At 66.6% G+C, this 14,738-nt stretch carries 11 protein-coding genes; 5 read left to right on the plus strand and 6 right to left on the minus strand.

Translation table 11 applies throughout. The annotated features are described in order from the left end of the window. The first annotated feature begins 95 nt into the window (after window positions 1-95). From pal to BLW48_RS21915, 5 genes are all read left to right on the plus strand, one after another. The gene (pal, locus tag BLW48_RS21890) at window positions 96-599 is read left to right on the plus strand and encodes a peptidoglycan-associated lipoprotein Pal (protein WP_093057541.1); all 504 of its coding nucleotides are present in this window, start codon (window positions 96-98) and stop codon (window positions 597-599) included. Between the two features lie 111 nt (window positions 600-710). After that, window positions 711-3,827 carry a glutamate ligase domain-containing protein gene (locus BLW48_RS21895; RefSeq protein ID WP_093177447.1) on the plus strand — a complete coding sequence of 1,039 codons (3,117 nt, stop codon included), beginning with the start codon at window positions 711-713 and terminating at the stop codon, window positions 3,825-3,827. Between the two features lie 357 nt (window positions 3,828-4,184). Further along, on the plus strand, window positions 4,185-6,005 hold the full coding sequence (locus tag BLW48_RS21905; RefSeq protein ID WP_093177448.1) for a peptidase domain-containing ABC transporter: 1,821 nt from the start codon (window positions 4,185-4,187) through the stop codon (window positions 6,003-6,005). Between the two features lie 31 nt (window positions 6,006-6,036). Continuing rightward, the gene (locus tag BLW48_RS21910; protein WP_093079720.1) at window positions 6,037-7,353 is read left to right on the plus strand and encodes an HlyD family type I secretion periplasmic adaptor subunit; all 1,317 of its coding nucleotides are present in this window, start codon (window positions 6,037-6,039) and stop codon (window positions 7,351-7,353) included. Then, a complete protein-coding gene (locus BLW48_RS21915) occupies window positions 7,350-8,921 on the plus strand; it encodes a TolC family protein (protein ID WP_093177450.1) in 1,572 nt (523 codons plus the stop codon). Before BLW48_RS21910 ends, BLW48_RS21915 begins: the two co-directional genes overlap by 4 nt. A gap of 15 nt (window positions 8,922-8,936) precedes the next feature. Here BLW48_RS21915 and BLW48_RS21920 read toward each other — a convergent pair whose 3' ends face one another. The 6 genes from BLW48_RS21920 to BLW48_RS21945 are packed head-to-tail and all read right to left on the minus strand — an operon-like array spanning window position 8,937 to window position 14,718. Then, complete coding sequence (locus BLW48_RS21920) at window positions 8,937-10,376, minus strand: sigma 54-interacting transcriptional regulator (protein WP_093079715.1); 1,440 nt, start codon at window positions 10,374-10,376, stop codon at window positions 8,937-8,939. Window positions 10,377-10,389: 13 nt separating this feature from the next. Then, window positions 10,390-12,510: a TadG family pilus assembly protein gene (locus BLW48_RS21925; protein ID WP_093177451.1), complete on the minus strand. Its 2,121-nt coding sequence runs from the start codon at window positions 12,508-12,510 to the stop codon at window positions 10,390-10,392. A 12-nt stretch (window positions 12,511-12,522) separates the two neighbouring features. Further along, window positions 12,523-13,035 (minus strand): TadE/TadG family type IV pilus assembly protein, encoded by a 513-nt coding sequence (locus BLW48_RS21930; RefSeq protein ID WP_256330864.1) that lies wholly within the window; start codon window positions 13,033-13,035, stop codon window positions 12,523-12,525. Continuing rightward, window positions 13,032-13,511: a TadE/TadG family type IV pilus assembly protein gene (locus BLW48_RS21935; RefSeq protein WP_093177453.1), complete on the minus strand. Its 480-nt coding sequence runs from the start codon at window positions 13,509-13,511 to the stop codon at window positions 13,032-13,034. The genes BLW48_RS21930 and BLW48_RS21935 overlap by 4 nt, the downstream gene beginning before the upstream one ends. Before the next feature lie 35 nt (window positions 13,512-13,546). Then, window positions 13,547-13,951, minus strand: coding sequence for a DUF3613 domain-containing protein (locus BLW48_RS21940; protein WP_093177454.1), 405 nt, complete (start codon window positions 13,949-13,951; stop codon window positions 13,547-13,549). Continuing rightward, the gene (locus tag BLW48_RS21945; protein WP_256330865.1) at window positions 13,948-14,718 is read right to left on the minus strand and encodes a tetratricopeptide repeat protein; all 771 of its coding nucleotides are present in this window, start codon (window positions 14,716-14,718) and stop codon (window positions 13,948-13,950) included. The genes BLW48_RS21940 and BLW48_RS21945 overlap by 4 nt, the downstream gene beginning before the upstream one ends. Window positions 14,719-14,738 lie beyond the last annotated feature (20 nt).

The following is a 14,738-nucleotide window of genomic DNA, read 5'->3' on the forward strand; positions in this document are numbered from 1 at the left end:
ACTAAAAGACAAAGAAGGAAGAGGGGCGAGGGAGCTAGTAGCTGCTGCAGCACCAGGGACAGGCCACCACCGGCCTGTCCCTCGAAAGGACCGATATGAAAAAGAATTTCCGCACACTGACCATCGTCGCCCTCGGCGCAGCCCTCGTGGGTTGCGCGGCCCCGAAAGCGGGCCGCGACGATGCAACGTACTACTACTCGAACAAGGCCGCCACCGCGGTGCCGAAGGTGGAGCCGGCACCGCCGCCGCCGCCGCAGAACGGACCGGTCGGCGTGCCGAAGATCGTCTACTTCGACTTCGACAAATACAACATCAGGCCGGGCGATCGCAACATCGTCGAGGCGCATGCGAGCTTCCTGCGCAACCGGCCGGCGAGCCGGGTCGTGATCGAAGGCCACACCGACCAGCGCGGCGGCCGCGAGTACAACCTCGCGCTGGGCCAGCGCCGTGCCGATTCGGTACAACGCACGCTCACGCAGCTCGGCGTACCCGCCGAGCGCATCGAAGCCATCAGCTGGGGCCTGGAAAAACCAGCGTCGCTCGAAACCACCGAGGAGGGCTATCAGCTCAATCGCCGAGCCGAATTCAGCTATCGCTGAACCGGATCACCGCGATGACTTCGACGACGGCGGTTTCCGGCCCACGCACACGTCATCAAAGCGAGAGCAGATGACGGGCGCGGCCGGTCTCCCGCATTCGTCCGGAGCCGAATGATGTCCTTCCCAGACCAGCTCCACGCCTGCCACGAACGCCTGGTGTCGGTGTGCGCGGCGCTGCCTGCCCCGTACCCGGCGTTCACGCTGTTCTTCTCCGTGAGCGATGGCTCGCAGCGCGCACACGTCGTGCACGCGCGGGCCGCCGATTTCGAGACCGCCTGGCGCGAAGGCGCCGAGCATGCCGAGCGCTGGGTGCGCGAGCGCGGCATCGTGTCGCCGTGGCTGCGCATCGACTGGGTCGAGGGCGCGAGCCCGATGGACTGGGCACAGTTCAAGACACAGCTCACCGCCGTCAAGCGCAACTACTTCCGCCTCGGCCTGGCCTTCGACAAAGATTTCGCGCTGGCCTTCACCGAGCAGGAGCTCAACGCCAACGCCATGCTGTGCGGCGATTCGACCATTCCGCATTCGGTGGTGAACGCGCGCAACTTCGAGGTCTACGGCCAGGCGCGTTTCCAGAGTTCGCCGCCGCTGGACATGCCCTCGGACCAGCCGGTCTACCTGCTCGCCACGGTGGGCGTGTTCTGCCAGCCCGACGGCGTGGTGCACAAGCTGGTGGGCACGGGGCTCGACGCGGGCCGCCGGCAGTTGCCGGCACTCAACCCGCAGTCGGTGCTCGACCTCGTGCGCAGCGGCTCGTCGTACCTGGCGCGCCAGGTGCAGAGCGACGGCCTCTTCGTGTACGGCTACTTTCCGTGCTTCGACCGCCGCATTCCGACCTACGACGCGATGCGCCATGCGAGCGCGCTCTACGCAATGATCGAAGCGTGGGAGCTCACGCGCGACGAAACGCTGCGCGCGGCCATCGACCGCTCGCTCGACCATCTCACGAGCTCGCTGATCCGCGACTACACGCTGCTGGACGGGCGCGCGGTGGCGTTCCTGGTAGACACCGGCGGGGAGATCAAGCTCGGCGGCAACGCGGCCTGCGTGCTCGCACTGGTGAAGTACTGCGAGCTGACGGACACGCGCCGCTGGCTGCCGCTGCTGGAAAAGCTCGCGCTCGGCATCGCCTCGCTGCAAGACCCGTCCACCGGCCGCTTCAACCACGTGCTGCATGCGGCCGACCTCACGGTCAAGCAGGCCTCGCGCATCATTTACTACGACGGCGAAGCGGCCTATGGCCTCATGCGCCTCTATGCCCTCACGCGCGACCCGCAATGGCTGGCCGTGGTCGAGAAGGCGTTCGATCATTTCATCTCCAGCCAGCACTGGCAGGCGCACGACCACTGGCTCAGCTGCTGCGTGTACGAGCTCACGCACTGGAGCCCGCAGGAGAAGTACTTTCGCTTCGGCCTGCAGAACGTGGCGGGGTATCTGGACTTCGTGCTCGACCGGAAGACCACCTTCCCGACGCTGCTCGAACTCATGCTGGCCGCGCAGCAGATGCTCCAGCGGCTCGAGGGCATGCCCGCGATGCGGCACCTGCTCGACGAGCTCGACGTCGAGAAGTTCTACCGTGCGCTCGACTACCGCGCGCACTACCTGCTCAACGGCTTCTTCTGGCCCGAGATGGCGATGTACTTCCGGCGGCCTTCCACCGTCGTCGGCTCGTTCTTCATCCGCCATCACTCGTTCCGCGTGCGCATCGACGACGTCGAGCAGTACGTGTCGGGCTTCGTCGCCTATCACCGCTACCTGGTGGAGCGGCGCGCCTCGCCCGGAGCGGCCGGCACTGGCGGCGGCGGCAGCACCGGCGTGGGCGGCGCGCGCGACGACGGCGCCGTCTGGACCGCGAGCGAGATGGCACGCGTGACCGGCGGCGAATGGGTCGTCAAGCCCGAAGACGGCTGGCGCGCCACCGGCGTGGCGCAGCGCTCTTTCATGCGCAAGGGCCGCGTGGTGTTCGACCACCAGACGCGGCCGTCGAAGACACCACTGGCGGCCGTCACGCTCAAGGGCGTGCTGCAACCGGCCGCGGCCGTGCTGTGCACCGACCCCAAGCCGCACCTCGACAAGCGCGTGCCCGTGCTCAAGGTGTCGAACGTGCTGCAGGCCGTACTGGAGCTGGGCGACCATGCGCGCGCCGAGTTCACCGGCCGCGTGTGCGGCGTGCTCGGCAGCGGCGCGACGAACGGCGCGGCAAGCGGCACCGTTGCCGCCATGCTGGCCGGCGCGCTCACCGTGTGGGGCGAGGTCGGCCAGCCCGAGGGCAACGTCAGCCTGCCATCGGGCATTGCCTGGAACATGACCTGCATGCCGCGGCACGCGGCCTACTGGGTGCTGGAGATGGGCACCTCGCACATGCCGGCGTCGGCGCAGCTGGTGCGGCCTTCGCTGGTGGTGGTGACGGGGCTGTCGGCTGCGTCGCAGAAACACCGCGGCCCGTCGGAGGCCGCAGCGCGGCTCGACAGCCGGATCTTCCAGGCCATGGCGCCGGGCGACAGCGTGGTGCTCAACCGCGACATGCCCGAGTTCGCGACCTTCGCCGAAGCGGCGATGGCGCAGCAGCTGCAGATCGTGACCTGCGGCGAGCACAAGGACGCCGACGTGCGCCTGCTCGCCTTCGACCATGGCGAAGTGCAGGCGATGGTGGCGGGCGAGCCCTTTCAGCTGCGGCTCAATGCGCCTGGGCGCCACATGGGCGCGAGCGCCATCGCCGCGCTCGCGGCCCTGCAGGCAATGCGCCTGCCGCTGGCGGCCGCGGTCGAGCCCTTCGCGCATTTCGAGCCGCCGGGCGGCCGTGGCGCACTGCACACCATTCACATCGGCGGCGGCAGCTTCAAGCTGATCGACGAGACCTACGACGCCAACCCGAGCTCGATGCGCGCGGCGCTGGAGCTGCTGTCGCAGGCGCCCTGCGAGCCGTCGCGCCGCGTGGCGATCCTCGGCGACATGCAGGAGCTCGGCCCCGCCGCGCAACGCCACCACCTCGACCTCGAAGCCGAGCTGCTGGCCTCCCAGCCCGACCGCGTGCTGCTGTGCGGCCCGCTGATGCGGGCGCTGCACACGCGCATTCGCACCAAGGTGCGCTCGCACTGGTTCGTCGACGTGTCCGATCTGTCGACCGCGCTCGGCAGCCTGCTGCAGCCCGGCGACTGGGTGCTGGCGAAGAGTTCAGCGGGCGTCGGCCTGTCCCGGTTGGCCCGGGTTTTGAAAGCACTGCCATGAGATGGAACGTACTCGCGAATTCGCCCTTCGAACATGAGGCGCCGCTGCGTCGGCAGCCGTTGCGCCGCTGGTGGCTGGGCTGGCTGCAACTGCTGTGCGCATGGGTGCTTTGCATGCTGCTTTGCGCCAACATCGCATTGGTGTTCGCAGAGGGTTTGCCCCAATCAAACAGGGAGGCCAAAGCAGGGAGTCCGGCCGGTTGCGCGGTTAAGGGAAGCGCCGCGCAACCGGAGCCGGTTCATGGGAGGCGAAAGCTGTCGTGTTGATGTGCACGGCGAGTGAATTTTTGCCTTGTAACAGCCGGGTAACAGTTGATAATGACGCAGGCGTCATTGCACGACGGATCGGCTCTTTCCCATGATCAAGTTCCTCTTGCCCAGTCAATTGGTTGCCGACACGCCAGACGAACCTGGCGCCAGTCCCTATGCGGGCGCCTTGAACGCCGCATTCCGAGCGGCCTATCCGCTGGTGAAGAGCGCGGCATGGCGCTCGCTACCCATCAGCCTGTTCGGGCTGCTGCCCTCGATCTTCCTGCTGCAGGTGTATGACCGCGTGCTCTCGCGCAGCGGTACCTCGACGCTTGCCGCGCTGGTCAGCGGCATTCTGTTTTTCCTGTGCATCGAGTTCTGGCTGCGCACGCGCCGCTCGCGCCTGCTGCGCAATGCGGGCGCCATCATCGACCACGGTGTGTCGGGCGCGCTGCTGAATTCGATGCTGGGCCGCCCGCTGCGCGCGCTCGAAGCACGGCCTGCTTCTGTGTGGCACCTGTACTTCCGCGACGTGGCCTCGGTGCGCGGCACCGTCACCGGCGGGCTCGCGCAATCGATCTTCGACCTGCCGATGGCCATCTTCGCGCTCATCGTCATCGGCATCGTCGCGCTGCCGGTGTTGCCGGTGGTGGCGCTGTTCCTGGCCATCATGTCTTTCCTCGCGTGGTGGTGGGCCGACGAAGTGCGCTCCGGCCGCGTCGAGGAAGTGCAGCGCGGCCGTGGCCTGGAGCGCGTCACGGCCGAGATCTGCAACGCGCGCGAAACCCTCAAGGCCCAGGCCAACGACGCGCCGACCATCGAGATGTGGCGCAAGACCTACAACTCATGGCTCACCGAGAGCTTCAGCAAGAACGGCCAGATCGAAACCGCGCGCGACGGCACCACCGTGCTGCTCACCGTGTTCTCGGTCGTCGTGGTGACCGTTGGCGCGGTCTCGGTGATGGAGCAGTGGATGACGGTGGGCGGCCTCGTCGCATCGAACATGCTGGCGCTCAAGGCGCTGCAGCCGGTGGCGGGGCTGGTGTCGAACTGGCGCTCGCTGGCCACCGCGAAGGAAGCCGCCAAGCGGCTCGAAACCGTTCTGAGCGAACCGGTCGAGAAGCCGCCCACGGGCATGACGCTGCCGCAGCCGCTGGGCCGCATCACCCTGAAGGACGTGAGCTTCAGCTTCACCGAAACAGCGCAGCAGCCGGTGCTCGAAAACGTCGACCTCGACATCGGCCCGGGCGGGCTGCACGTGATCGTCGGGCGCAACGGCGCGGGCAAGTCCACGCTGGTGAAGCTGCTGTCGGGCCTGTACACGCCCACGCGCGGCATCGTCAGCATCGGCGAGTACGACCTCTCGCAGTTCGGCCGCGAAGAGCTGTCGCACTGGATCAGCTATCTCTCGCAGGAGGTCTACTGGTTCGGCGGCTCGCTCATCGACGTGATGCGCCGCACGGCCCCGGGCCAGAGCGACGAGCAGATCGTTGCGGCCTGCAAGCTCTCGGGCGCGCACGACTTCATCTCGCGGCTGCCCGATGGCTACCGCACCATGGTCGGCGAAGGCGGCACCGGCGTGTCGGTGGGCGAGCGGCGCAAGCTGGCGCTGGCCATGAGCTTTCTGCGCAAGCCCTCGGTGCTGGTGCTCGACGAACCCAGCAACGACCTCGACTTCCAGAGCGAGCGCAACCTGCTCGCCACGCTGCTCGCGGTGGCCAAGGTACGCACCGTGGTGGTGGTCACGCATTCGCTGCGCATCGTCTCCGCCGCCAGCGTGGTCTACCACGTCACGGGGCTGGGCAATGTGGAGCAGGGCACGGCCGCAGTGATGGTGCCGAAGCTGTTCGGCGTGAAGAAACCGCTGGTCGCGCTGGGCGATGCGGAAGACGGTGCAGCGGGGGCCACGGCCTCCCGCTCGATGGCGTGATGCGCGAATGACGAGTGACCGGGGACGCGACTTGAAATCAGATTTGCCGCAGATTCTTCAGGACGAGAACGACAAGCGCGCGGCCCAGACCTCGCCGCAGGGGCGGCGGCGCCAGTGGATCATCGGCGGCGCGATCGGCGTGCTGGCCCTGGTGGGCCTTGGCTTCCCGATGGAGACCGTGGTGGTCGCGCCCGGCCGCGTGATCCCTTCTGACCGCGTCAAGTCGATCCAGCACCTGGAAGGCGGCATCGTCAGCAACGTGCTGGTGAAGGAAGGCGACAAGGTCAAGCAGGGGCAGTCGCTGGTCGAGATCGACCTTGGCGGCAGCGGCCTCAACCTCGAAGAACTCACGGCCCGCTATGCCGCCACGCAGGCTACCCGCGTGCGCCTCATCGCCGAGAGCCGCGGCCAGCCGCTCAAGCGCGAATCTTTTGCCACCGACATCGACGAAGCCGTGTTCGAAGGCGAGACCGGCGCCTACCAGGCGCGCGCGCTCGAACAGCGCGGCGTGATGGCCGGCGCCGTGTCGGGCCTGGAGCAGGCGCGCAGCAAGCAGCTGGAGCAGCAGGCCAAGGTCAAGGGCTTGAGCGACCGGTTGGTGCTGGCGCAAAAGGAACTGGAAATCTCCGAACAACTGCTCAGCGAGAAGCTGGTCGGCCAGGTCGAGGTGCTGGAGAAGCGGCGCCAGGCCGAGAGCGCGCGCAGCGAACTCGCGGTGGCGCGCCAGGGCGTGATTTCAGCCAACGCGTCCATCACCGAGGCGCAGGCCAAGATGGCCGAGGCCGAAGGGCGCTTTCGCCGCCGCGCATCGGATGAACTGGCCACGGTGGAGCGGCAGTTCGCCAGCCTGAGCGAAGACCTGGCGCGTGCCCGCACCCAGCGTTCGCGCACGGTGGTGAAGGCGCCGTCGGACGGCATCGTCAAGGGCCTGCGCAACTCCAGCCCGGGCTGGGTGGTGAAGCCCGGCGAGTCGATTCTCGAAGTGGTGCCCGACGAGGACGAAATCATGGTCGAGGCGCGGCTCAACCCCAACGACCGCGGCTTCATCGAAGTGGGCCAGCAGGCGCGGGTGAAGATCACCGCCTACGACTACCTGCGCTACGGCGCGGTCGACGGCAAGGTCAAGCTGGTGGCGGCCGATGCCGACCGCGACCCCGCCATTTCCAGTGGTGCGCCGTACTACCGGCTGCTCATCAGCATGTCTCAGTCCCACGTGGGGCGCGACGAGAACCGCATTACCGCCGGCATGGAGTCCGAAGTGGACTTGCGTGTGGGCACCGACCCGTTCATCTGGTACATCCTGCGACCTGTGCTCAAGCTGCGGCGCGAAGCCTTCCGCGAACCATGAAGTACCGCAAACCGGTCGACCTGCGCCGCATGGGCTCCGGCGCTGTCTGCGCAGCGTTGTGCGCGAGCTTCGCGCTGCCGCCCGCTGCCTTTGCGCAGGAGCAACAACAGCAGCAGGAGGCAGGTGCCACGCTCATGCTTGCGCGCCGCCTGTCCCCGCCGTCGCTCGGCGCCGCGAGCTACACCCAGCAGGTGAAGCAGGCCCTGATAACGCTGTCGCAGGAATACCCTGAAGTGCAGACCGCGCAGGCGGCAGCCAACACCAGCAGCTACAGCGTGGATGCGGCCAAGCAGGCGCGCTACCCGCGCTTCAAGCTCGGCACTTCGTCCGGCAACTACAACAGCGGCGCGGAAAACGCCAAGACCCAAAGCTACACCGTGCTCACCGCCGAGGCGCGCGTGAGCCTGATCGACGGCGGTGCCATGAGCGCCGCGCAGCGCGCCGCCGAAGCGGGCAACCAGGCGGACGACGAAGCCGTCATCACCACCTCGCAAAAGGTGGTGCTGGACGCGCTCACCGCCTACCTGCAGGTGCAGCGCTTCGACCTCAAGAAGCAGATCGCGCACAAGGCCACCGAAGTGGTGGCCGAAATCTCCAAGGCCGAGGCCCGCCGCGTGGCGCTTGGCGTGAGCGGTGACAACGACCTGAACATGGCGGCCTCGCGGCGCGCGCTGGTGGCCGCGCGCGAGTCCGACTTCGAGGCGCAGCGCGACGAGGCGCTCGCCAAGTTCCGCAACTACTTCAAGTTCTCGCCCAATCCCGAGTCGCTGCCCGTGCTCGCGGCGCCGGCGCAATGGCGCATCGGCTCGCAGGAAGAAGCGCTGCGCCGCGCCGAGTCGCGCAGCACCGAGATCGCCGAGGCGCAGGGCCGCATCGACCGCGCCAAGGCGCTGGCCGACCAGCAGGACGCGAGCCTTTATCCGACGATCGACGCCGTGCTCGTGAAGAGCAAAGACCCGCGCGGTGTGTCGCCGCAAGACCCGACGCGCGCGGCCTTCGAGCTCAACTGGAACTTCGGCAACGGCTTCGACCGGCAGCTGCGCCTGAAGTCGGCACTGGCCGAAGTCGCCAACCAGGAAGCCAAGCTCGAAGGTGTGAAGCTCAACCTGTTCGAGCTCACGTCGGCATCGTGGTCGCGCACCGTCTCCGGCCGCGAGCGCGAGAAGCAGCTGATGGAAGCCGTCAGCACCGCCGGCCAGGCCTTCCGTGGTCGCCGCCGCCTGATGGAGTTCGGCCGCGAGACCCTGCCCAAGGTGCTCGACGCGCAGCTCGACTACTACACGCTGCTGTTCGACTACGTCGACGGCGTGTTCGACCTGCGCATCTCCGAACTGCGTCTTGCGCGCACCACCGGCGAACTGCGCATCGACCCGGTGGGCACCAACGGCTGGATCGACCGCCTCTTCGGCGCGCCCAGCCGCCAGGTGCTGACGGAAGACGGCCTGCTGGCAAAGCTCTGCATCTCGAGCAACACGGCCTGCGCGAGCGAGCCGGTGGCCGAGCGCAGCGTGGACGCGGCTGGAGCGAACCCGCCGCTGCGCAGGACCCCGCGCCTTTCGACGCCCTGAGGCCGCTGTCGTCGGTCAGGCGTCTTCGGGGATGCCTGGCTCGCCGTCGAGGATCTGGTACTTGCGCATCTTCTCCCACAGCACCTTGCGGCTGATGCCCAGGTGCTGCGCGGTGTCCTGGCGCTTCCAGTCGTTGATCTCCAGCGCTGCGATGATGCGGTTGCGCTCGCTGCTGTTCCAGCCCTTGCGGTCGGCGCTGCCATCGAGCGAGCTGCCATTGCCGTTGCTGCTGCCGCCGCCCATGCCATTGCGGTCGGCGAAGATCGCCGGCGCGGGCGTGCCGCGCGTGAGCGCGATGGCGCGCTGGATCAGGTTCTGGTCCCAGGCGTGCAGTTGCCGCGCGATCACGCCCACGCGCTCCGCGAGATTGCGCAGCTGCCGCACGTTGCCCGGAAAGTAAGTCTCGGCCACCGCGTCGCTGAGCCAGTGCGGCGTTTCGCCGAGCGTTTCGAGCTCGTCGCCCAGCACGTTGGTCAGCAGCGCCTTGAAGATCGCGATCTTGTCGACCTCGCCGCGCTCTTCGAGGCTGGGCACGTGCAGCTCGATCACAGCGAGCCGGTAGAACAGGTCGGCGCGGAACTCGCCGCTCGCCACCATCTCGCGCAGGTTGCGGTTGGTGGCCGCCACCAGCCGGAAGTCGACGCGCACCGGCGCCGTCGCGCCCAGCCGCGTGACCGCACTGTCTTCCAGCACGCGCAGCAGCTTCACTTGCTGGTAGCGCGGCAGGTCGCCGATTTCGTCGAGGAACAGCGTGCCGCCCGTGGCCTGCTCGAAGTAGCCGCGATGCGCGTGCACAGCGCCCGTGAAAGAGCCCTTGGTGTGGCCGAAGAACAGCGACTCGAAGAGCCCGTCGGGAATCGCGCCGCAGTTCACCGCCACGAACGCGCCCTTGCTGTAGTGCTGGTGCCCCAGGTGCAGCTGCTGCGCAATGCGCTCCTTGCCCACGCCCGTTTCGCCGCGCACCAGCACGCTGTGATCGCAGTCGGCAAAGGCGCCCACTTCTGCCAGCAGCGCCTTCATCGCTTCGGAGTGCGCCACCAGCACATCGGGCGGCTGCGGCGCAACCTCGCGCGCGCGCAACTGCCGCACCAGCTTCGCGACCATCGTGCGCAACTCCGCGCAGGTGAAGTCGTACGGCAGCACGTGCAGATATTCGGGCGGATAAGTGCGCGAATCGCGCTCGCGCGAACCCGCCGCAACCCAGATCACCGGCATGCCCTGCAGCAGCTCGGTGGCATGCGCCAGCCCGCCGCTGTCGATGACCGTGACGCTGATGATCGCCACCGAGGGACGCAGCGCGGCACCGCGATCCTGCGGCGGAGGCGGCAGGCCATCGGCCCGGATCACCTCCACGTCGAAGCTCGCCATGCACCGCGCGATGCGGTCGAGGATGTCGGCTTTGCCTTCCCAGACAAAGAGGTCGAGTTCGTCGAAGTTGGAGGCGGGGGAATTCATCGGAGGGGGAGCGTCAATACACCAGCTTGGCGTTCTGGCAACTGAGGGATTGCAGGTGAACGTCGGTACGACCGAGTTCAAGGCCCAGCGTGCTGCCAAGCAGATTGGAAATGAGATTGCCGACAGAGTTCAGGATGGGCTGCAGCAGTTGCAGCAGCGGGCCGAGGATCGCGGAAAGCAGAGGCGTGCCGCTGTCGCCCCTGCCCAGGCCGAGCAGGTTGGACACGAGGGTGACCAGCCCATTGAGAAGGCCGGAGACAAGGCCATCCTGTGCAGCCGACTGAAGCGAATCGATCAGCTTGGTGCGGATGCATGCGGCGGTGGGAGGCGGTCCCAGCAGTTGCGAGCAACCCGTGGGTTTCAATGCTCCGACGTTTGCCGCCCACTCGTCGGGCATTGGCACTGAGAAGAGGCCAAGCAGGCCGCCGGGTCGGCTCCATGTCAGGCTGTCGGCGGTGAGTAGTGCCTTGACCGCATTGACATTGGTGCTTCCGCCCTTGGCGAGGTAATAGTCCGCAAGCTTCGCGGCAATCTCCGGTGTCGTTGCTCTGTCGGCGGGAGTGTCATCCGCGCCGGTGTTGCCGCCCAGCAGCAGCTTGAGCACTTGATTGAGCAGTGCGGTGACCGTGTCGCCGATATTCAGCGGATTGCGCGTGGTCGATTTCGTCTCGCCGACCGCGAGAGTGACATCCTCGACAGCATTGAGGGCGGGGACGGCCACCTTGCCTTTCAGGAGGTCGATGCCGAGGAGTCTGACGAAAGTCTTCGTGTTCAGGTCTGTCGTGCAGACGTCGGACTTCGACCAGAGCTTTGTCGGATCGATCGTGCCGGCACACGCTGTCAGGATGGGGGCTTCCACACGAATCGTCGCCTGGGGGGGCGTTACATCGCAGTTGATGGCGGTGAGCTGACCGAACGCGTTCACCACGTCGATGGCGATCGGCAGGTCGATGGTGGTGCCCAGCGCTCCCAGCAGGCCACTCAGTGCCGAGCTGCCGGTATTGATGCCAAGGACCACGCGCACCTGCGAGTTGTAGGCCTTGGTGCCGACGGGACCGATCCCGATCGAGGGCGGCTCGATGATGCGTGTTTGAAGTGTGACGCCCAGGGGGTTCACACCCGTATTGACATTCACGGCATGCCCTGTGGTGCCTACTCCAACTGCCGCTGTCACCAGATCGAGAGCATCGAGTTTCACGTCCAGCGCGGATCCTGAAGTTGGCGCTGTGATCTGAGCGAAGAGGCCCCGCACACCGCTGGCGGGATCGGTGCCCAGTTGCACCAGCAGGCTGTCCACGGTCACACCGGCGCTTACGAGTGAATTGATGAGACCCGCGTTGGCCGACAGCAGGCTGTTCTGTCCGGCGACAACGGCGATGGCGTCGAGCAACTGTCCCAACGTCACTTTCTTCGCCGCCAGCAAGGCGTTGAGGCCTGCGACGGTCAGGTCGGTGGTGACTGGAATGCCAAGCTGCGCGAGCAGCCCGCCGGGCGTGATCTTGACGCCGGCAAGGCCGGTGTAGCACGCGATGCACGTTCCGGAAATGTCGGCGCCTGCAAACTTCAGGAGCGAGATCAGAGGCGCATTCGAATTGATGTCGATGAGCTTGGACCCTACGGTGAACACTGCCAGGGGATCGTCCTTGGCGGCGTATGCATCCACGATTACTGTCCGTATCGAGTTGCCCGGAAGAGCCGGGAAAAGGAGCGAGGGCCGACCCACGATGTTGATGTGGAGCGCATTGATCGTTCCGCTGCCGCCAGTACTGAAATGCTGGGGAGTGGAGGCATTGGCCACCGGATCCCATACCCCGCAGGTCGAGGTCAATGTGTACTGGCTTGCCGGAAGCGAAAGGTTGCTGGCTGCGTTTGCAGAGGCCGCTGCCGATGCCGGGGCGCAGTTGCCGGGTTGAAGGACTTGCGTTCCCGCCAGCGCTGCCAGGTCAGCTGCTTTCTGGAGCTCCCGCTTCATGTAGAAAAGGTAACCGAGTTCCGTGCCGATGAGGACGATCAGGACGAGCGACAGCGCAATGACTGCGTTCACGACCACCGACCCCCGCATGCGCGCGCTGCGCGGGCGGTGAGGCCTTGCGAGAGAGCGATGGCGCTGCTTGATGTTGCGTGTGGCGTTCATGCGCGTGCTCCTTTAGGACGGAATCGCGACCGTCGCCTGGCTGCGCAGGGTGTCGGGCATCCATCGACTGGTATCGAGAACGGGCAATGTCGGGAGCAGACGGTTGGCGCTGTACGGGTAGGTCACGGTGACGACTGCCGTCGTGTTGGGGCTGGTGCCCGCCGCACCGCTGAGGGTGACAGCCACGGTGGTGTTCGAGGCTATCCAGCTGCGTTTGCTGCTCGACGTGCTGCTGTTCGCCGCAGGAACGACCAACGCGGCTGCCAGCGAGTCATAGACCGTGGCCTTGATCCTTGCATCGTCGGCGGCGATGACGGGAGACAACATCATCGGGACGGCCCGTGCTCCATCCTCTGCCGCACGGGAAACCACTTGCTGCGTATAGAACACGGCGCCGAATGTCGCGAGCCCGTAGATCAGAAAAAAGAGTGCCATGAAAACGAATGCGAATTCGATGGCGGCGACGCCGCGCTGGCGACGGGCAGGGACGAGACGCGATACGTGCAAAAAAATGGATGTCGTCACAGCGACCTCCCGTCGAGAAGCATGCTGGCCTGCCCGGCGATCGTGTCGGGCACGGCAAATCGGGGCAGTGGCGGGAGCAGGCTGCCCATGCTCGTTGCCGTGACTGTCACGACCACCTGGCAACGGAAATCCCAGGTGGTGCCGCAATTCGGTGTGTCGCAATTGCTGGCCCCGGTCGACAGCACCTGGCAACGCTGCGCCGTAACGGTGGGAGGCACCGGAAGCGTCAGGGGAATCTGGGCCTGGGCTACCCGGATTGCCTCCGCCTTGCGCGCTTCCCAGTTGACCTGGTAGCGCAAGGCCGCCCTCGCTCCGTCCTCTGCTGCATTCTGCAAGCCGAATCTCAACGTGAACACGATGCCGTAGCAGACGATCGCGTAGAGCATCGTGAATACGAGGAGGAACACGATGGAGAACTCGACCGCGTAGGAGCCGCGCTGCGTGCGGGCAGAGTGGCTGCGTGTGAGGCGGTTCATGGCGGTACGGGGCGCAGGCAATCTCGGGCTTCGGCTTATTGGCTGCCGGTGCTGCTCGACGCCTTCTTCACCGACGAATTCAAGCGCTCGGGAATGGGGTATTCGAAGCTTTTCAGATAGCGCTCGTAACTCCGAACCGCAACCGCACCGGCGATGGGGCGCGGCGTCTTGGATGCAATCTCGCCGGAGCTCTGCCAGGCCAACAGGTTCTGCGTGGCGTCGCCCACTTGCAGCGGCGCGGCCTCCTCTTCTTCCATCGGTTGTTCGAGGGGGGCCATGGCAGTTGCGTCCGTGGGCGCTCCCGTCGCCTTGTGCATATCGTCGGATGCCACAGGCTGTGCTGCGACCTGAGCGATGGCTGCAGGCGCGAACGGTGCAATGACCAGCGTCAGCGCAAGAACCTGAATGATGGAATTGCGCGTGGATGGAATTTTCTTCATGGCGTACCTCTGGAGGTCGAACCGGTCGGTGCCGGGGTGGTGGAGCGCGAGGCTTTCAATGTCAGCTGCACGGCGTTGTCGTTCAGCACGGCGTTATTGGCGACAGGCACGGCAGCGCTGACGCGTGTCGAAGCCACCAGTTGCCTCGCGGCGTCCTGAATCGCCGCACGCGTGGTGGCGGGAATCTTGTTCGCGTCCATCAGTGCGGTTGCCTGTTCGCGTTGCTGCGTGACCTCGAGGTACATCGCCAGGTTGGCCTGCGCCTGCGGGTTGTCGGGCTTGAGCTGCAGTGCCTGCATCAGAGGCAGTCGCGCATCGTCGATCAGGCCCGCGCGCAGGCTGGCGTAGCCCAGATCGTTCAGCAATAGGGCGTCAGTCGGGTTGCGTACCTGGGCCTGCTTCAGCATCCGAACGGCCTCGGGGTAGTCGCCGCGCGCGCCGGCCAGCAGGCCAAGGCCGCGATAGCCAGCCGCTTCGAGGGGCGTTGCGAGCAGCCGCCGATAAGCGGCCTCGCTTGGCAGGGGCTGTCCGGCATGACGCAGGGCCTCGGCGCGTGCGCGAGTCGAATCGGGCGAGACGCCCCAGCGTTGTTCGAGTGCGTCGATGTGGGCGAGCGAGGCAAACCATAGCCCCTCCTGTTGCATCTGGTCGACCAGCTTCAGGTAGGTGGCCTGCGTATCGATGTTGGCGCCTGCGCGGGTATTCGCGTTCTCTTCGGCGGCTTGCCGCTGCTGCGCTTCGGCGGCCGCGGGATAGGCATCCTTCATGCCGGCACAGCCGGTCGCGG

The sequence above is a fragment of the Variovorax sp. YR266 genome, assembly GCF_900107295.1.
Classification (GTDB): Bacteria; Pseudomonadota; Gammaproteobacteria; order Burkholderiales; family Burkholderiaceae_C; genus Variovorax.